This is a genomic window from Streptomyces sp. Pv4-95 (assembly GCF_045782725.1).
Lineage (GTDB): Bacteria > Actinomycetota > Actinomycetes > Streptomycetales > Streptomycetaceae > Streptomyces.
The window spans coordinates 2,090,584-2,109,164 of the sequence record NZ_CP127172.1 but is presented as its reverse complement, the minus strand read 5'-3'; the positions used below and the strand labels follow the sequence as shown (position 1 = coordinate 2,109,164).

At 68.8% G+C, this 18,581-nt stretch carries 13 protein-coding genes; 8 read left to right on the top strand and 5 right to left on the bottom strand.

The features are described from left to right. Positions 1 to 60: 60 nt before the first annotated feature. On the bottom strand, positions 61 to 558 hold the full coding sequence (locus QOM21_RS09445) for a hypothetical protein (RefSeq protein WP_407549305.1): 498 nt from the start codon (positions 556 to 558) through the stop codon (positions 61 to 63). 220 nt (positions 559 to 778) lie between these two features. Between QOM21_RS09445 and QOM21_RS09440 the strand changes: the two genes are divergently transcribed. Further along, positions 779 to 1,573, top strand: a complete 795-nt coding sequence (locus QOM21_RS09440) for a VOC family protein (protein ID WP_407549304.1) — start codon at positions 779 to 781, stop codon at positions 1,571 to 1,573. Positions 1,574 to 1,677: 104 nt separating this feature from the next. Further along, on the top strand, positions 1,678 to 1,929 hold the full coding sequence (locus QOM21_RS09435; protein WP_407549303.1) for a substrate-binding domain-containing protein: 252 nt from the start codon (positions 1,678 to 1,680) through the stop codon (positions 1,927 to 1,929). Between the two features lie 8 nt (positions 1,930 to 1,937). Here the strand turns inward: QOM21_RS09435 and QOM21_RS09430 are convergent, their stop codons facing one another. Next, entirely contained in the window at positions 1,938 to 3,467 is a 1,530-nt protein-coding gene (locus QOM21_RS09430; RefSeq protein ID WP_407549302.1) for a helix-turn-helix domain-containing protein, read from the bottom strand. 476 nt (positions 3,468 to 3,943) lie between these two features. On the opposite strand from QOM21_RS09430, the gene QOM21_RS09425 reads away from it, so the two are divergent. Beyond that, the gene (locus QOM21_RS09425; RefSeq protein WP_407555621.1) at positions 3,944 to 4,693 is read left to right on the top strand and encodes a S16 family serine protease; all 750 of its coding nucleotides are present in this window, start codon (positions 3,944 to 3,946) and stop codon (positions 4,691 to 4,693) included. A gap of 193 nt (positions 4,694 to 4,886) precedes the next feature. Here QOM21_RS09425 and sigJ read toward each other — a convergent pair whose 3' ends face one another. Then, positions 4,887 to 5,771 (bottom strand): RNA polymerase sigma factor SigJ, encoded by an 885-nt coding sequence (gene sigJ, locus QOM21_RS09420; RefSeq protein ID WP_407549301.1) that lies wholly within the window; start codon positions 5,769 to 5,771, stop codon positions 4,887 to 4,889. A gap of 406 nt (positions 5,772 to 6,177) precedes the next feature. Here sigJ and acnA point away from each other — a divergent pair, with 406 nt between their 5' ends. Beyond that, positions 6,178 to 8,889, top strand: coding sequence for an aconitate hydratase AcnA (acnA, locus tag QOM21_RS09415; RefSeq protein WP_407549300.1), 2,712 nt, complete (start codon positions 6,178 to 6,180; stop codon positions 8,887 to 8,889). Between the two features lie 131 nt (positions 8,890 to 9,020). Here acnA and QOM21_RS09410 read toward each other — a convergent pair whose 3' ends face one another. Then, positions 9,021 to 9,629, bottom strand: coding sequence for a hypothetical protein (locus QOM21_RS09410; RefSeq protein WP_407549299.1), 609 nt, complete (start codon positions 9,627 to 9,629; stop codon positions 9,021 to 9,023). A gap of 247 nt (positions 9,630 to 9,876) precedes the next feature. Then, positions 9,877 to 13,281 carry a GH92 family glycosyl hydrolase gene (locus QOM21_RS09405; RefSeq protein ID WP_407549298.1) on the bottom strand — a complete coding sequence of 1,135 codons (3,405 nt, stop codon included), beginning with the start codon at positions 13,279 to 13,281 and terminating at the stop codon, positions 9,877 to 9,879. A 428-nt stretch (positions 13,282 to 13,709) separates the two neighbouring features. Here QOM21_RS09405 and ngcE point away from each other — a divergent pair, with 428 nt between their 5' ends. From ngcE to QOM21_RS09385, 4 genes are all read left to right on the top strand, one after another. Next, complete coding sequence (ngcE, locus tag QOM21_RS09400) at positions 13,710 to 15,146, top strand: N-acetylglucosamine/diacetylchitobiose ABC transporter substrate-binding protein (protein ID WP_407549297.1); 1,437 nt, start codon at positions 13,710 to 13,712, stop codon at positions 15,144 to 15,146. Between the two features lie 39 nt (positions 15,147 to 15,185). Then, positions 15,186 to 16,109 (top strand): carbohydrate ABC transporter permease, encoded by a 924-nt coding sequence (locus tag QOM21_RS09395; protein WP_407549296.1) that lies wholly within the window; start codon positions 15,186 to 15,188, stop codon positions 16,107 to 16,109. A gap of 12 nt (positions 16,110 to 16,121) precedes the next feature. Continuing rightward, on the top strand, positions 16,122 to 17,051 hold the full coding sequence (locus QOM21_RS09390) for a carbohydrate ABC transporter permease (protein ID WP_407549295.1): 930 nt from the start codon (positions 16,122 to 16,124) through the stop codon (positions 17,049 to 17,051). Between the two features lie 314 nt (positions 17,052 to 17,365). Further along, positions 17,366 to 18,565, top strand: a complete 1,200-nt coding sequence (locus QOM21_RS09385; protein WP_407549294.1) for an ROK family protein — start codon at positions 17,366 to 17,368, stop codon at positions 18,563 to 18,565. Positions 18,566 to 18,581 lie beyond the last annotated feature (16 nt).

Below are 18,581 nucleotides of genomic sequence, written 5' to 3'. Positions count from 1 at the left end.
TCCCCCCGGCCTCCAGCTCCACTGCCGCGCCGGAGGGCCGTGCTCGTGTGCCGTGGGTGGTCAGCTGTTGCTCTTGTAGACCCGGCCGAGCTTGCACTTGCCCGCGCTGGGCGCCTGGTCGTTGCTCGTGATGAAGGTGCCGGTGACGGTCGTGGGCATGGTCTGACCGGCGGACACCCGGAGGGAGGAGATCATCGCGCTGCCGAAGGTGCGGCCGGTGCCGTCCGTGAAGTCCACGGTGCCGCTGTAGGACGCGGAGCCCGTGCTGTTGCCGTTCCGCACGCTCAGTTGGGCGCTCAGCGTGCCGGCGGAGCTGTCGACCTTGCAGTCGGTGATGCTGATGTCCGACTCCGGCGCCGTGGTCGAGCCCGCCGTCGGCGAGCCGGTGGTGCCGCTGCTGGTGGTGCTGCCGGAGCTGCTGTAGCCACCGCTTGAGCTGCTGTAGCCGCCACTGCTGCTGCTACTGCTGGAGTGGCTGCTGCCGCACCCCCCGCCGTGTGAATGCCGCGCGCCCGTCAGCGCGACGACCACGATCCCGAAAACGGCAACAGCACGCACATGGCGACGATTCACGTCGTGTTCTCCCCCGAGAGAGCGGCCGGCACGGCCGCTGGTGAGCGCCCGCGCACTGAAGTGGCGGGCGGTGTGCTCCGTCAATTCTTGACGAGCGCGCGTCAGGCTAGCAAGCAGGGGGACGGACAACGAATCGGGTCGACGGGCGATTGTCAGTGGTGGATGTCAGGCTGAAATCCAGAGCGGATCCGCGAAGGGAATCGTCATGATCACTACTGACCCCGTACCCGGCTCCCCGTGCTGGCTCGATCTGGGTGCCCCGGACGTCGAGGCGGCAGCTGCCTTCTACGGCGCGGTCTTCGGCTGGCAGGCGTCGCCGTTCGGTGACGGTGACGCGGGCAGCTACTCCGTCTTCCGACTCGACGGCAAGGTGGTCGGTGCGGTGGGCCCGCTCACCGACGAGGGCGACCGCTCCGCCTGGACCATCTACTTCCACACCCCCGACGCGGACGCCACGGTCAAGGCGGTCCAGAAGGCCGGTGGCGCGGTCCGTGTGCCGCCCACCCCGGTCGGAGCGAATGACGGACGGTTCGCCCAGCTCACGGACCCGCAGGGGGCGAGGTTCGCCGTCTGGCAGCCCGGTGACCTGGGAGGAGTCGAGGAGACGGACGGCCCCGGCAGCCTCGGCTGGATCGAGCTGTACACCTCCGACTCGCCCGCCGCGCAGACGTTCTACAAGGGCATCTTCGGCTGGACGACCCAGGACATGCCGCTGCCCGGCGGCGGGGGCGCCTACACGCTGGTCACGCCCGCGAACTGCGGCGAGGAGCGGATGCACGGCGGCATCATGGGGGTCCCGGAGATGTTCGGCTCCGGCGGGAAGCCGTATTGGCACCCGGTATTCGGCTCCGCGGACTGCGACGCCACCGTCGCCCAGGTGAAGGAGAACGGCGGCGCCCTGTCCATGGGCCCGGAGACCGCCGAGGGCGTCGGCCGACTGGCCGTGTGCACCGATCCCTCCGGCGCGGAGTTCGTCGTCCTCACTCCCGAGCAGGGCTGACAGGGGGGGCAGAGACTGCAACTCTGCTGAGAAACCGTCCCGTTCGCTGCATTGCCGGTGCCGCTCGCCACGGTCCCGCATGACCCACGCGAACGCTATGGACGATGTCCCCCGCCCCCGGCCTGAGCACGCACATCAGGATTCTGCGCGGCGACACCACCGAGGCAGCCGCCGGTGAACGCGCCTCCCGGCTGAGCTGCTTAGGCCTGACCGCGGTCAGTCAGGGAGCCGAGGAGCAGGCGCGGTACGCGGTGGCCGCCGCCGTGGAACGCCTCGACCGGGGCCGCACCGACCCCTGCGAGGTCGTCCTGACTCCCCGACTCGTCGTACGCGGCACCGTGGCCGAGCCCCGCTGAGCCGTCTCTCAGATGTCCCGGAAGATCTCGATCTGTGCGCCGATCGAGTTGAGCCGCTCCGCCAGGTCCTCGTAACCCCGGTTGATGACATAGACGTTGCGCAGGACCGAGGTGCCCTCGGCGGCCATCATGGCCAGCAGGACGACGACGGCCGGGCGCAGGGCCGGGGGGCACATCATTTCCGAGGAGCGCCAGCGGGTGGGGCCGTCGACCAGGACGCGGTGCGGGTCGAGGAGTTTGACCTGCGCGCCGAGGCGGTTGAGGTCGGTGAGGTAGATGGCGCGGTTGTCGTAGACCCAGTCGTGGATGAGGGTCTGCCCCTGGGCGCTGGCCGCGATGGCCGCGAAGAAGGGGACATTGTCGATGTTGAGGCCCGGGAAGGGCATCGGGTGGATCTTGTCCAGCGGGGCCTGGAGTTTGGAGGGCCGGACCGTCAGGTCGAGAAGCCGGGTGCGGCCGTTGTCGGCGGCGTACTCGGCGCTTCGCTCGTGGTCCAGGCCCATCTCCTCCAGGACGGCCAGCTCGATCTCCAGGAACTCCACCGGCACCCGGCGGATCGTCAGTTCCGACTCGGTGACAACTGCCGCCGCCAGCAGGCTCATCGCCTCGACCGGGTCCTCGGACGGCGCGTAGTCCACGTCGCGGTCGATGTGCGCGACGCCGTGCACGGTGAGCGTGGTGGTGCCGATGCCGTCGACCCGGACGCCCAGCTCCTCCAGGAAGAAGCACAGGTCCTGGACCATGTAGTTGGAGGAGGCGTTGCGGATGACCGTGACGCCGTCGTGCCGGGCGGCGGCCAGCAGCGCGTTCTCGGTGACGGTGTCGCCGCGCTCGGTCAGCACGATCGCGCGCTTGGGGGAGACGCTGCGGTCGACCTGGCCGAGGTAGGTGCCGTCGGTCGCGGTGATCTCCAGGCCGAAGTGCCGCAGCGCTGTCATGTGCGGGGTGACGGTACGGGTGCCGAGGTCGCAACCACCCGCGTACGGCAGCTTGAAGTGGTCCATCCGGTGCAGCAGCGGACCGAGGAACATGATGACGCTGCGGGTGCGGCGGGCCGCGTCGGTGTCCATGGCGTCGAGGTTCAACTCGGCCGGGGGGACGATCTCCAGATCGTTGCCGCCGTTGATCCACCGGGTCCGCACGCCGATGCTGGCGAGCACTTCGAGGATGCGGTAGACCTCCTCGATCCGGGCCACCCGGCGCAGAGTTGTCCGGCCGGAGTTGAGGAGGGTCGCGCAAAGCAGCGCCACGCAGGCGTTCTTGCTCGTCTTGACGGCGATGCTGCCGGACAGGCGGCGTCCGCCGACCACGCGCAGATGCATCGGGCCGGCGTAACCGAGCGAGACGATCTCGCTGTCGAGGGCTTCGCCGATGCGCGCGATCATCTCAAGGCTGATGTTCTGGTTCCCGCGCTCGATGCGGTTCACCGCACTCTGACTGGTGCCGAGCGCCTCGGCAAGCTGCGTCTGTGTCCAGCCACGATGTTGCCGGGCGTCGCGGATGAGCCTGCCGATGCGTACGAGGTAGTCGTCTGCCATAACTCGACCGTATCTCAGATATGAGATGAATGCGGGGAGGTGGTGGTCATGAGGGGCGTCGCGCGGCTGCGTCGTTCGCCCCTGTTTGTCGGTGCGTCGGGGAGTGGTCCGCCTCTGGTCCGGGGGCGTCGTCCCCGCACCCGGATGCCCTCCTGCCTCGGCTATCGCGGACCCGTGGGGGTGTGTGGCGGGCCTCGGCGGATGCGGCCCGAGCGGGAACGCGACGGTGTGCGCGCCCTCCGTCGACCCCCTGTCACGACACTCGAAATGCACCTGTTCGGCCCTGCCCGCCCGGCGAGGCGGGCGCCTTGTCTCCGGAACCGCACGGGCCTGCGGGTGCCCTGCGCACGGCAGTTACATTGGGCGGCGTGATCACTCGCCTTTCCCGTGCTGGAGCCTCCTCCCGCGACGGAGCCACCTCCCGAGCCGGGTCACCCGCCGCTGACGGAGACTCCTCCCGCCCCCGTTCTCTCGCGCTGACCGCCGTCCCGGTCGTGGCGCTGCTGGCCGTGGCGGGGCTGGCGCCCCTGCCGTACTCCCTCGCGCGACCGGGCCAGACCACGAATGTGCTGGGGGAGTATCAGGGCAAGGACGTCATCTCTCTCACCGGCGCTCCGGTGCGGGAGACCAGCGGCCGGCTGCGGATGACGGCGATCGTCGCGACCGCGCCGCGCGCCGATATCCGTCTGGGCGAGGTGATCGACGGGTGGTTCCGTACGGACCGTGCGGTGATGCCGAAGGACGCGGTCTTCCCGCCCGGGAAGTCCGAGGCGGAGATCGCCGAGCACAACCTCGCCGAGATGAAGGACTCCCAGCACGCCGCTGCGTCCGCCGCGCTCGGATACCTGGGGAAGGATCCGGACCGGGTGAAGGTGAAGCTCAGCCTCGCCGATGTGGGCGGGCCGAGCGCCGGGTTGCTCTTCTCGCTCGGCGTTGTCGACAAGCTGGACGGTGACGGGGACGGCGGCGAGCTGACCGGCGGCCGCACGATAGCCGGCACCGGGACCATCGACGCGAAGGGGACGGTGGGGGCCGTCGGCGGGGTGGCGCTGAAAACCCAGGCCGCCAAGCGGGACGGGGCGACCGTGTTCCTACTTCCCAGGGCGGACTGCGCGAAGACGCAGGACGCCCCGGACGGGCTGCGGTTGATACCCGTCACGAGCTTGAAGGGCGCCGTGCACGCGCTCACCGCACTGAACAAGGGCGGCGCGGTCCCGAGCTGCTGAGGCGAGCCGCGGGGGCCGGTTGCCGGGGCGAGGTGTCGCACCGCGCGGCTGCCCTGAGCGGCGGACCGAGCTGCTGATCCGAGCGGGCCCCCGCGCGCCGCCGTCCTTTCGGCCGCTCGCCTCCTGCCCGGCCATGCAGCGCCCGTACGGGGCGCGCCAACTCACGCCCCGTACGCGGCAGACCGCCCGGTCCTCAGCCGTCGAGCCGGCTCACGTCCACCCGCTTGAGGCGTGCCGTGTCGGCGAGGATGTTGAGCTCGACGACCTTGCCGTCCACGAGGGTGAAGGCCATGACCGAGAGCAGCTGCCCCTCCCGGATCGTGACGAGCCCCGGGGCCCCGTTGACCAGCGCGGGGCGGGCGAGCAGGGCGGCCTTGGAGAAGGTGAGCGCCTGAGCCACCACCGACCGCGCCCCGCGGACGAGCTTCGACAGGCTCGGCATCGCCTCGCCGCTGTCGGCCCGCAGCACCACATCCGGGTCGAGGAGCGCGAGCAGCGCGTCGAAGTCGCCCTGGCGCGAGGCGGCGAGGAAGGCGTCGACCACTTTCCGCTGCCGGGCGAGGTCGGTGTCCGGCACCGGCGCGGCGCCCTGGACCCGGCGTCGTGCGCGGCTGGCGAGCTGCCGCGCCGAGGCCGGAGTGCGTTCGACGATCGGGGCGACGTCGTCGAACGGCACGGCGAACATGTCATGCAGGACGAAGGCGAGCCGCTCGGCGGGAGCCAGGGTGTCGAGCACGACGAGCAGCGCGAGCCCGACCGAGTCGGCCAGCACGGCCTCCTGCTCGGGATCGATACCGTCCGCGCCGCTGAGCACCGGCTCGGGGACATGTGTCTCCAGCGAGTCCTCGCGCAGCGTCTTGCGGGTGCGCAGCTGGTCCAGGCAGATCCGCCCGACGACGGTCGTCAGCCAGCCGCCCAGATTCTCGACCCCGTCGACACCGGACCGCTCGGTTCGCAGCCAGGCTTCCTGGACGGCGTCCTCCGCCTCGCTCAGCGAGCCGAGCATCCGGTAGGCCACCGCCGTCAGATGGGGGCGGTGGCCCTCGAAGCGCTCCGCCAGCCGGTCACGTTCGTCCATCGGTGATCTTCCTCCGTAGCGGTCCGTCACGGACGCGACGGACCCGGCCCAGGCCGTTGTGACACGAAGATACGCAGCGGCCCGCGCCTGTGCCCGCCCTATGGACGAATGCCGGGGACGTCGGAGCCGAGGAGGTCAGAGCGGTCGCGGGCGGGTCTGCGCGGCGCTTTCCCCGCCCCTGCGCGGGTGGGGCGCCGGCCTCCCGGAGAAAGGAGGGCAGGCCAGGGCATGACCTCGGCGCGGTGATGTACTAGAGTTATCTCGACATCGAGATATCTGCCGAGAGGCGTACCGCTGCCGCGCCAGTAAGGCGTACCTAACTTAGGCATACCTTAGCGGATGGGCAAGGGCCTGTGACGGCAGCATTGCGGTGGTACGCGCGAATTCATGCATGAAGGAGACTGTCGTGTCGGCGAACAGCTTCGACGCCCGCAGCACGCTGCAGGTGGGCGACGAGTCGTACGAGATCTTCAAGCTGGACAAGGTCGAGGGCTCCGCCCGTCTGCCGTACAGCTTGAAGGTGCTGCTGGAGAACCTGCTCCGTACCGAGGACGGCGCGAACATCACCGCCGACCACATCCGGGCCCTCGGCGGCTGGGACTCCCAGGCCCAGCCCAGCCAGGAGATCCAGTTCACGCCGGCCCGCGTGATCATGCAGGACTTCACCGGTGTGCCCTGTGTCGTGGACCTGGCCACCATGCGTGAGGCCGTCAAGGAGCTCGGCGGCGACGCGGCGAAGATCAACCCGCTCGCCCCGGCCGAGCTGGTCATCGACCACTCCGTCATCGCCGACAAGTTCGGTACCAACGACGCGTTCGCGCAGAACGTCGAGCTGGAGTACGGCCGCAACAAGGAGCGCTACCAGTTCCTGCGCTGGGGCCAGACCGCCTTCGACGAGTTCAAGGTCGTCCCCCCGGGCACCGGCATCGTGCACCAGGTCAACATCGAGCACCTGGCCCGTACGGTCATGATCCGCAACGGTCAGGCCTACCCCGACACCCTCGTCGGCACCGACTCGCACACCACCATGGTCAACGGCCTCGGTGTGCTGGGCTGGGGCGTCGGCGGCATCGAGGCCGAGGCCGCGATGCTCGGCCAGCCCGTCTCGATGCTCATTCCGCGCGTGGTCGGCTTCAAGCTGACGGGTGAGCTGACCCCGGGCACCACCGCCACGGACCTCGTCCTGACCATCACCGAGATGCTGCGCAAGCACGGTGTCGTCGGCAAGTTCGTCGAGTTCTACGGCGAGGGCGTCGCCGCCACCTCGCTCGCCAACCGCGCCACCATCGGCAACATGTCGCCGGAGTTCGGCTCCACCGCCGCGATCTTCCCGATCGACGACGAGACGCTGAACTACCTCAAGCTCACCGGCCGCAGCGAGCAGCAGGTCGCGCTCGTCGAGGCGTACGCCAAGGAGCAGGGCCTCTGGCTCGACCCGGCCGCCGAGCCCGACTTCTCCGAGAAGCTGGAGCTGGACCTCGCGACGGTCGTCCCGTCGATCGCCGGCCCGAAGCGCCCGCAGGACCGCATCGTCCTCGCGAACGCCGCGCAGCAGTTCGCCGTCGACGTCCGCAACTACGTCGCCGACGACGAGGAGGCCGGCAAGGAGTCCTTCCCGGCGTCCGACGCCCCGGCCTCCACCAACGGCGTCCCGACGAACCCGGTCACCGTCACCGCCCCCGACGGCTCGACCTACCAGATCGACCACGGCGCCGTGACCGTCGCCGCGATCACCTCCTGCACCAACACCTCGAACCCGTACGTCATGGTCGCCGCCGCGCTGGTGGCCAAGAAGGCGGTAGAGAAGGGCCTGACCCGCAAGCCGTGGGTCAAGACCACGCTCGCCCCGGGCTCCAAGGTCGTCACCGACTACTTCGACCGTGCGGGCCTGACCCCGTACCTCGACAAGGTCGGCTTCAACCTCGTCGGCTACGGCTGCACCACCTGCATCGGCAACTCCGGCCCGCTGCCGGACGAGGTCTCCAAGGCCGTCAACGACCACGACCTGGCCGTCACCTCGGTGCTCTCCGGCAACCGCAACTTCGAGGGCCGGATCAACCCCGACGTCAAGATGAACTACCTCGCCTCCCCGCCGCTGGTCGTCGCGTACGCCATCGCCGGTTCGATGAAGGTGGACATCACCAAGGACGCGCTCGGCGTCGACCAGGACGGCAAGCCCGTCCACCTCGAGGACATCTGGCCCTCCGAGGCCGAGGTCAACGAGGTCGTCGCCTCCGCGATCGGCCAGGACATGTTCTCCTCGTCCTACGAGGACGTCTTCGCCGGTGACGCCCAGTGGCAGGCGCTGCCGATCCCCACCGGCAACACCTTCGAGTGGGACAGCGAGTCCACCTACGTGCGCAAGCCCCCGTACTTCGAGGGCATGACCATGGAGACGACCCCCGTCGAGGACATCGCCGGCGCCCGGGTGCTGGCCAAGCTGGGCGACTCGGTCACCACCGACCACATCTCCCCGGCCGGTGCGATCAAGGCCGACACCCCGGCCGGCAAGTACCTCACCGAGCACGGTGTGGAGCGTCGCGACTTCAACTCCTACGGCTCGCGCCGTGGTAACCACGAGGTCATGATCCGCGGCACCTTCGCCAACATCCGCCTGCGCAACCAGATCGCGCCGGGCACCGAGGGCGGCTTCACCCGCGACTTCACCCAGGACGGCGGGCCGGTCTCCTTCATCTACGACGCGTCGCAGAACTACCAGGCCGCCGGCACCCCGCTGGTCATCCTGGCCGGCAAGGAGTACGGCTCCGGCTCCTCCCGCGACTGGGCGGCCAAGGGCACCGCGCTGCTCGGCGTCAAGGCCGTCATCGCCGAGTCCTACGAGCGCATCCACCGCTCGAACCTCATCGGCATGGGCGTTCTGCCGCTGCAGTTCCCCGAGGGCGCGTCCGCCGAGGCGCTCGGCCTGACCGGCGAGGAGACCTTCTCGGTCACCGGCGTCACCGGCCTGAACGACGGTGGCATCCCCGAGACCGTCAAGGTCAAGGCCGGCGAGGTCGAGTTCGACGCGAAGCTGCGCATCGACACCCCCGGCGAGGCGGACTACTACCGCAACGGCGGCATCCTGCAGTACGTGCTCCGCTCGCTGATCAACAGCTGAGCGCACGGGCGCAGGCTCTGACCCGCGCTTGAAGGGCCGCACCCCGGAGACGGGGTGCGGCCCTTGTGCTTTGCTGCGGCCGGGACGGCCTCAGAACATCAGGCGGTAGCTGCCGAAACTCCCGCGCAGCTTCACGGGCTTGGCGTACGGGGCGGATGCCTGGCCGTGTCCCGGTGGAAGGAGAGGCTGCCGTCGGCGGCACGGGCCAGCAGGTCGGCGGTGCCGTCCCGGTCCAGGTCACCGTTGGAGCGGAGGGGGTTGTAGGTGTTCCAGCCGGCGCCGACGCGCCCGCGCGGGGTCACGGTGCCGTCCGGGCGGGCCGGATACGTCCACAGCACACCGGCCTTGTCGACGGCGAGGATGTCGGACTCCTTGGCGCCGCCGATGCTGCCCGGGGAGAGGACCTTGGCGTAGATGTCCCAACCGCCGCCGATCCGGCGGGTCTTCACCTCGCCGTCGGCGTTCGTGCAGGTGTAGGACAGGACCCCCTCGTCGGTCCCGTAGTACGTCGCGTCGGAGTAGCCGTCCTTGTCGTTGTCGACCTGCGCCGCGGCCTTGAGGTACGTGAAGTCCCCGATGCCGTCGCCGTCGAAGATCTTGTCGCGGGGGCCGAAGGCGCCCTTGCTGTCCGGGGCGTACAGATACAGGCTGCCCTTCTGGTCGACGCCGTCCAGGACGAAGAAGAAGGGGGTGTCGTACACCTCCCCGGCGTCTGCCTGCGCGGCCTCGGGCGTCTGCACGGCCTTGAGGCGAGGCGCCTCGGACGGCGGTGGGCTGTCGGCGAAGGCCGTGCCTGCGGTCGTGCCCGCCAGAGCCGCGACGAGCGCCGCCGTCGCGAGCCGGGTCCGTATGCGCCCGCGCGTACGGCGAGAGGGTGAAGCACCTCTGTCTCCAAGTATTCGGACAAGAGGCGTGACGCGCCCCCATAGGGGACGCGTCACGTGATCAGTCGAACAGGTGCACAGGAACCGCGTACATCGGTGCGACTTATGACGCCCCGAGCAGCTCCACCTCCGCCAGCTCGCCCTTCCCCGAGGGCACCACCCGGTAGTGCCGGTACTCGCCCGGCCGGTCGACGGCGAACACCCGGGTCTGGTGGTCCCAGGTGAAGGACTCGCCGCTGCGCCGGTCCAGCGGCTTCCAACGGGTGCCGTCTGCGGAGCCCTCCAGCGTCCAGCCCGTGGGAGCCGCGGCGTGGTCCGCCGAGGTGAGGGTGTACGACGTGACCTCGGCGGACTCCGTCAGCTCGACCGGGGCGTCGGTGAGCGCCGCGGAGGTGTCCGAGGTGTTGTCGAAGAGCGGACCGTCCGTGCCGGTTAGATCGCCCGGCGGGGAGGGGACCTCGTCGTCCTTGGTGACGGAGGCCGGGGCGGCGTTCTTCCCGCTGCCCCAGGCGGACGGTTCGGCGCCCATCGCGAAGTCGAGGGTGCCGCCCCGGGCCAGCAGGTCGTGCGGCAGGGCGGTGGAGTTCCACGCCTTGCCGTTCACCCGCAGGCCCTGGACGTAGACGTTGCGGGCGTTGTTACGGGGTGCCTTGATGACGAGGTCGCGACCGTTCTCCAGGTGGACGGTGGCCTTGGTGAACAGCGGGGAGCCCACCGCGTATTCGCCCTGGCCCATCACCAGCGGATAGAAGCCGAGCGAGCTGAAGACGTACCACGCGGACATCTCGCCGTTGTCCTCGTCGCCCGGATACCCCTGCCCGATCTCGCTGCCGAGGTAGAGCCTGGACATCACCTCGCGGACCTTCTCCTGTGTCTTCCAGGGCTGCCCGGCCGCGTCGTAGGTGTAGGCGATGTGGTGCGAGGGCTGGTTGCTGTGCCCGTACATGCCCATGCGGGTGTCGCGGGCCTCGGTCATTTCATGGATGACGTCACCGTAGGAGCCGGCGAACTCCTTGGACGCGGTCTCCGGGGTGGAGAAGTACGTGTCCAGTTTCTTGGCCAGTCCGGTGCGCCCGCCGTAGAGGTTGGCGAGGCCGCGGGTGTCCTGCGGCGCGGTGAAGGCGAAGCTCCAGGCGTTGGTCTCGGTGTAGTCGTTGCCCCAGACGCGCGGGTCGAACTTGTCCGCCGGCAGACGCCAGTTGCCCTTTTCGTCCTTGCCCTGGAAGAAGCCGACCCTGTCGTCGAAGAGCTTGACGTAGTTCTGCGCGCGGCCGAGGAAGTAGTCGGACTCCTCCTTGTAGCGCGGCTTCTTGGTCTTCTCGTACAGCGCCTTGCCCATGCGGGAGATGCCGAAGTCGTTGAGGTATCCCTCCAGCGCCCAGGACGCGCCCTCCCGGGTGTTGGTGCTCGTGTAGCCGAGGAAGGGTGAGGTGTTCATCCCCTTGCGGCCGACGCCCGGATTCGACGGTGCGACGGTCGCGTTCTTGACGGCCGCCTCGTACGCCGCCTCGGCGTCGAAGCGCACCCCCTTGGCGTACGCGTCGGCGAAGGCCACATCGGAGCTGGTCCCGGTCATCAGGTCCGCGTACCCGGGGGAGGACCAGCGCGAGATCCAGCCACCGTCCTTGTACTGCTGCACGAACCCGTCGACCATCTTTCCGGCCCGCTTCGGGGTGAGCAGCGAATAGGCAGGCCAGGTGGTGCGATAGGTGTCCCAGAAGCCGTTGTTGACGTAGACCTCACCGTCGACGATCTTCGATCCGGTGTGCGTCGGGGTGTCCTGGCCGACCTGCGGCGAGAACGGGCTGGCGTAGCGCGTACGCGAACCCACCTGCTCGGAACCGGAGTTGGGGTAGAGGTAGAGCCGGTAGAGGTTGGAGTAGAGAGTCGTGAGCTGGTCGCGGCTCGCCCCCTCGACCTCGATACGGCCCAGGATGTCGTCCCACTGCGCCTGCGCACCCTTCCGCACGCCGTCGAAGGACGCGCCGGTCGGGATCTCGCGGGCCAGGTTCGCCTTCGCCTGCTCCACCCCGATCAGCGATGTGGCGATGCGCATGGTCACGGTCCGGTCCGCGCCGGGCGCGAAGCGCAGATAGCCGGTGACGTCCTTGCCTCCGCCGCCGTCGAGCCCGCCGCCCTTGGTGACCGGCGCGTCGAAGACGCCGTAGACGAAGAGCCGGGTGGCGCCGGTCGACAGGCCGCTCTTGACGTCGGAGAAGCCGGTGACGACGCCCCGTTCGGTGTCCAGGCTCAGTCCGCCCTTGTTGTTGACGTTGTCGAAGATCAGGCTCGCGTCGTCGCCGGGGAAGGTGAAGCGCATCATCGCGGCGTGATCGGTCGGGGTGATCTCCGTCTTGAGGCCGTTGTCGAAGGTCACGCCGTAGTAGTGCGGCTTCGCGGTCTCGTTGGCGTGGTGGAAGGGCAGCGCGCGGGCGGTGCGCGAGGCGTCCGGGGTCCCGGACGCGGCCGACGGCATGACCTGGAAGGTCTGCCGGTCGCCCATCCACGGGCTCGGCTCATGGCTGGCGCTGAAGGCCTGCAGGGTGGGCAGGTTGTCGGCGTTGTTCTTCCGCGCGTATTCGTAGAGCCAGTCGGAGGAGCCGGCGTTGGTCACCGGCGTCCAGAAGTTGAAGCCGTTGGGCACGGCGGTCGCCGGAAAGGTGTTGCCGCGCGAGAAGCTGCCGCTGGACAGCGTGCCGCGGGTGGTCTCGGCGTAGTCCGACAGGTGCCCGAGCGGTTTCTCCGGGGCCTCGGCGGCGAGGGTGACGTCGTCGACCCAGCCGCGGAAGGCGGGGGCGGTCGGCGGGGCCTCGGCCGCGTCGTAGGCGACCAGGATCCGGTCGACGGTCTTGCCGGCCGCGACGGCGCCGATCCGCGACTCCCGGTGGTTCCACTGGTTGACGTACAGCGTCTTCGAAGCGGCCTGGCCCTGCGGCGTCAGCGGGGCGCCGTGCTGGTCGACGGCGCGCAGTTCGCTGAGGTACGTGCCGTCGGTGAAGGCGAGATCGACGGCGACATGCGTCGCGGGGTAGTCGGCGTCGGTGGTGCGCATCTCCGGGAAGAGCTTGTAGGAGAGGGAAGTGGCCGCGGTGACACGGGTGTTGACGTCAAAGATCTTGTTGTACGCATAGCCGCGCCGGTGCCCGGTGTGGGTGCCGGCGTAGCGCAGCGCATGCCCGCCGGAGAAGCCGGCGTTCGCCTTGGCGGTGGGGGACTCGGCGGGGCCGGTGTCGGTCCTGGTGGTCATGCCGGGGGCCGCGGGGGTGGTCTCCGGGCTGACGCCGGAGGCCCGCGGGGTGCCGTCGGGGCCGGTCTCCGCGGTGTCGGTCCAGTCCGGGCGCGGGTCCCCGGACTCGAAGGAGGAGCTGAACCCGGCCGCTCCGCGGGGAGCTTGTGGTGGCGCGGCCCCTGCCGGGCCGTGCACGGTGAGGACGAGCAGGGTGGCCGCCGCGAGGGCGACGGGGCGGGCGATCCGCCGCAGTGGACTGTGCCGGTGTCTGAGCCGCACGCGAGCCCTCTCAACGAGATTGACATCGTTGTCAGTTGCGTAATGCAGAGATAAGTAAGGTGCGTGGGAAGTTTGGTGTCAAGGGTGGCGCTGCGATTCGTGGGTCGGACATGCGCTCGTGCGGGCCGGCGGCGGCGAACGCCGCACGATCCGCCGCATGTCGGGGAGGTCTCAACTAGGGAAAGACTGCCGTCCAACCCTGCATTCGATCTTGCCCCGTCGACCGGAAGTGGACTATACCTGTCGGCGTCCGACCGGCTGCGGGAACGCGGCTGCGGATCCGGGGGGAACTGCGGGGGACGGATGATTTCCCCGCATATCTCTAGCGCGCCCGGTGCACATCCCGTACAACTCAGCTTCATCTGACCCGCGGTGCCGGGGTGGCTCCGGTACACCGCCTGAGTCCTGAAGAAGGCGAGGACTTGAGCATGGGATCCACCTCAGAATTCAACCGTCGTGATCTGGTCAAGCGTGCCGCGGCCCTGGGAATCGTCGCCGTACCGGCGATGAGCGCGCTTTCCGCGTGTGCCACCGGAGGTGGTGGGGGCGGCGAGACCGACGGGACCAAGAACAAGGGCGCGACTTCCGCCAAGAACCCTCTCGGCGCGAAGAAGGGCGCTGCGCTGGAGGCGTTCATCTTCAAGGGCGGTCTGGGCGACCAATACGCCAAGGACGCCGAGGCCGACTACAACAAGACGTATGGCGTCACCATCAAGCACACCGGTACCCAGCAGGTCGGCCCGAAGCTCCAGCCGCGCTTCGCCGGCGGAAATCCGCCGGATCTCATCGACAACTCCGGCTCCGACCACCTGGACATGAACAAGCTGTCCTCCCAGGGGCAGTTGCAGGATCTCGCGCCGCTGCTCGACGCCCCGTCGCTGGACGACCCGAAGAAGAAGGTCCGCGACCTGCTCTACCCGAGCACCCTGGAAAAGGGCAAGCACAAGGACACCTTCGATGTCCTCTATTACGCGTTCACCGTGTACGGAACGTGGTATTCCAGCAAGCTCCTCAAGGACAAGGGCTGGGAATACCCCACCTCGTTCGACGACATGATCAAGCTCTGCGCCGAGATCAAGAAGTCGGGGGTCGCGCCCTGGACCTACCCGGGCAAGTATCCGTACTACGTGCACTTCAACGTCTTCCCGCAGATCGCCAAGATCGGCGGACTGGACAAGTGGATCGCGATCGACAACCTGGAGCCGAAGGCCTGGACGTCCAACGACGCTGTCAAGCAGGTCATCGAGCACTACGAGGAGCTGGCCGCCAAGGGCTACTTCCTCCAGGGCAGCCAGGGCCTGACGCACATCCAGTCCCAGACCGCCTGGACGCGGGGCAAGGCCGCCTTCATCCCCAACGGCTCCTGGGTGGAGAACGAGTCCGCGCCGACCACGCCGGACGGGTTCGGGATGGCCGTCGGCCCGCTCTTCGACGGCGGCAGCGGCGACAAGATGCCGCACGGCACGCTGCGCGCGGAACCCAGCGAGCCGTTCATCGTCGCCAAGGGTGGAAAGAACCCGATCGGCGGCATGGAGCTGCTGCGCATTCTGCTGTCCGAGAAGCACGCGCAGAACTTCGCCACGAAGGTCAAGTCCCTCACCTCGGTCCAGGGTGCGACCGATGGGATGAAACTCTCGCCGGGTCTGTCCTCCGCTGCCCAGGCCGTGAAGGACGGTGGCGAGAATCTGCTGATGATTCAGCTGCAGGAGTGGTATCCCAAGCTGACCGACGAGAAGCTTGGCGGTCTCACCAGTCAGCTGCTGACCGGTGACATGAAGGCCGCGGAGTGGATCAAGAAGGCTCAGCAGTACGCGGACGAATTCGCCAAGGACGACTCCGTCACCAAGTTCCACCGCGGTTCCTGACCACGCACCACCGCTGACGAGGGAGGGCCGGGGAGCGCAATGCAACACGGCAAGTACCGATTCATCGTGGGGTTCCTGGCCCTGCCCCTGCTGATCTACGCGATCTTCGTGATCTCACCGTTCGTCCAGGCGTTCCAGATCTCGACGACGGAGTGGAGCGGCCTGCGGGGCGCCGCCGAGAGCATCGGCCTGGACAACTACGACAAGCTGCTGCACAGCGACGAGTTCTGGAACGCGCTCCGGCACAACGTCGTCATGCTCGTGCTGGTGCCGATCGCCACGCTCACCCTGGGGCTCTTCTTCGCCTTCATGCTGAATGTCGGCGGCAAGGCCCGGCGCGGCGCCGTCATCACCGGCGTACGCGGGGCCGCCTTCTACAAATTCGTCTACTTCTTCCCCCAGGTCATCTCCATCACCATCATCTCGGTGATCTGGTTCAACATCTACAACCCGGATCCGCACGACGGCATGCTCAACTCGCTGCTCGGATCCGTCGGTCTCGATTCCCTCCAGAGCTCCTGGCTGGGCGAGCGGAGCATCGCCCTCGCCTGCATCATGGTCGTGATGGTCTGGGCGAATGTCGGCTTCTATGTCGTGCTGTTCTCCGCCGCCATGGCCTCCATTCCCCGGGAGATCTACGAAGCGTCGCTGCTGGACGGCGCCAACCGCTTCCACACCTTCTTCCGGATCACCCTGCCGCTGCTGTGGGACACCGTGCAGACGGGCTGGGTCTACATGGGCATCATCGCCATGGACGCCTTCGCCCTGGTGCAGATCATGTCGGTCAACATGGGCGGCCCGGACGGCGCGACGGACGTCGTCCCGCTCCGGCTGTACCAAACCGCTTTCCGCGACAGCCAGTTCGGCTACGCGGCGGCCATGGGTGTCGCCATGCTCGTCGTGACGCTGCTGTTCGCCGTGCTCACGATGCGCTTCGCGCGGCGTGAGCGGATCGAGTTCTAGGGGGACTGGCGCATGACGACGGAAACCGATGCGGTCGAGAAGCTGCCGGCCCTCACCGGCCGGCGGTTGGACGAGCACCGGCGTGCCAAGGGGTCGCGCAAGCGCGCCGAGGGCGGCGTGCTGAACGTCTTCTCGCACGGCATGCTGATCGTGTGGGCGCTGATGGTGGGCCTGCCGCTGGTCTGGGTGCTGTGGAGCTCCTTCAAGAGCAGCGGCGACATCCTCACCACCCCCTGGTCGCTGCCGGACACCCTGCACTTCGAGAACTGGGCCAACGCCTGGAACAAGGCCAAGATCGGCAGCTTCTTCCTCAACACCCTGATCGTGGTGGGCGGGTCGGTCATCGGGACGATGGTGCTCGGCTCGATGGCGGGCTACGTCCTGGCGCGGTTCGAGTTCCCGGGCAACAGGTTCATCTACTACCTGTTCGTCGCCGGTATGTCCTTCCCGGTGTTCATGCTGGTCATCCCGCTGTTCTTCGTGATGCGGGACTTCCCCGGCGTGCCGCTGCTGGCGACGTACCAGGGCCTGATCATGGTCTACATCGCCTACTCGCTGCCCTTCACGGTCTTCTTCATGACGTCCTTCTTCCGCACCCTGCCGACCTCGGTGGCGGAGGCGGCCATGATCGACGGCGCCTCGCACGTCCGGACGTTCTTCCAGGTGATGCTCCCGATGGCCAAGCCCGGCCTGATCAGTATCGGGATCTTCAACTTCCTGGGGCAGTGGAACCAGTACCTGCTGCCGATGGTCCTCAACCAGGACGAGGACAAGTACGTACTGACCCAGGGCCTGGCGAACATCGCGCTGCAACAGGGCTACGAGGGCGACTGGGGCGGGCTGATGGCCGGCATGATGATCGCGATGCTGCCGGTGCTCATCGTGTACTTCATCTTCCAGCGCCAGGTACAGGCCGGTCTGACGGCCGGCGCGCTGAAGTAGACCCCTCGCCGGTGAACGGCGATTTCACGCCACAAGGGCGGTTCCGCTGCGGCGGGACCGCCCTCCGGCACGCCTGCTCACACTGCGTGGGCACGGGTACACAGGCCGGGCATCGGCTTCACATATGAGCTGCCTTCCGATCATGCTTCGCTCAACACCTTGACGAGACTTCCCGGCTGGCGTTCTGCTTAGGGTTCACATGTTGAATTCGAAGCCGCCCCCCGAGGACGTGGGTGCGGCCGGCGGGCGGTCGTCGTACCTCCCCAGCCACGGCTGGGAGGTGCCCCCAGCCCCAGATGGGAGTGGATGAGTCGATGGAGACTCCGGGGTCACAGTCTTCGCTGCACCGGGCCAACCTGGAGCGGGTCGTGCGCGCGGTGCGCATGGCGGGCTCGCTCACGCAGGCGGAGATCGCCCGGAGCACGGGGCTGTCCGCGGCGACGGTCTCCAACATCGTTCGCGAATTGAAGGACGGCGGGACCGTCGAGGTCACCCCGACGTCCGCGGGCGGCCGGCGGGCGCGCAGCGTCTCGCTGTCCGGGGACGCGGGCATCGTGGTGGGCGTCGACTTCGGCCACTCCCACCTGCGGGTCGCGGTCGGCAACCTGGCCCACCAGGTGCTGGCCGAGGAGGCCGAGCCGATCGATGTGGACGCCTCCGCCGCGGAAGGGTTCGACCGGGCGGAGCAGCTGGTCAGCAGGCTGGTCGAGTCGACCGGGATCGCCCCCGGCAAGGTGATCGGCGTCGGCCTCGGCGTCCCGGGCCCCATCGACGTGGAATCCGGCACCCTCGGCTCGACGGCGATCCTGCCGGGCTGGTCCGGGACGAACCCCAGCCAGGCGCTGTCGGAGCGGCTCGGGGTGCCCGTCTACGTCGACAACGACGCCAACCTCGGCGCGCTCGGCGAGCTGGTCTGGGGCAGCGGCCGAGGCGCCGCCGACCTCGCGTACATCAAGGTCGCCAGCGGTGTCGGCGCCGGTCTGGTGATCAGCGGGCAGATCTACCGCGGGCCGGGCGGCACGGCGGGCGAGATCGGGCACATCACCCTGGACGAGGCGGGCCCGGTGTGCCGCTGCGGCAACCGCGGCTGTCTGGAGACCTTCACCGCGGCCCGGTACGTCCTTCCGCTGCTCCAGCCGAGCCACGGCCCGAACCTGACCATGACGCGGGTGGTGCAGCTGGCCCGCGAGGGCGATCCGGGCTGCCGGCGGGTGATCGCGGACGTAGGCCGTCATATCGGTAGTGGTGTGGCGAATCTGTGCAATCTCCTCAATCCGAGCAGGGTGGTGCTCGGCGGCGATCTGGCCGAGGCCGGCGAGCTGGTGCTCGCGCCCATCCGGGAGTCCGTGTCGCGCTACGCGATCCCCAGCGCCGCACGGCAGTTGGGCGTCGTCCCCGGCACGCTCGGGGGGCGTGCCGAGGTGCTGGGCGCGCTGGCGCTGGTGCTGAGCGAGATGGGGGATTCCTCCCTCCTCGACGGTGCGCAGGCCGCCGAGGCCCCTGCCCTCACCTGATCCGCTCTGAGTTCAG

Excerpts from the sequence above, each read along its gene's own strand:
- QOM21_RS09440 (WP_407549304.1), top strand. The coding sequence starts at position 779 with ATGATCACTACTGACCCCGTACCCGGCTCCCCGTGCTGGCTCGATCTG.
- QOM21_RS09435 (WP_407549303.1), top strand. The coding sequence starts at position 1,678 with ATGTCCCCCGCCCCCGGCCTGAGCACGCACATCAGGATTCTGCGCGGC.
- QOM21_RS09430 (WP_407549302.1), bottom strand. The coding sequence starts at position 3,467 with ATGGCAGACGACTACCTCGTACGCATCGGCAGGCTCATCCGCGACGCC.
- sigJ (WP_407549301.1), bottom strand. The coding sequence starts at position 5,771 with ATGGACGAACGTGACCGGCTGGCGGAGCGCTTCGAGGGCCACCGCCCC.
- ngcE (WP_407549297.1), top strand. The coding sequence starts at position 13,710 with ATGGGATCCACCTCAGAATTCAACCGTCGTGATCTGGTCAAGCGTGCC.
- QOM21_RS09395 (WP_407549296.1), top strand. The coding sequence starts at position 15,186 with ATGCAACACGGCAAGTACCGATTCATCGTGGGGTTCCTGGCCCTGCCC.
- QOM21_RS09390 (WP_407549295.1), top strand. The coding sequence starts at position 16,122 with ATGACGACGGAAACCGATGCGGTCGAGAAGCTGCCGGCCCTCACCGGC.
- QOM21_RS09385 (WP_407549294.1), top strand. The coding sequence starts at position 17,366 with ATGGAGACTCCGGGGTCACAGTCTTCGCTGCACCGGGCCAACCTGGAG.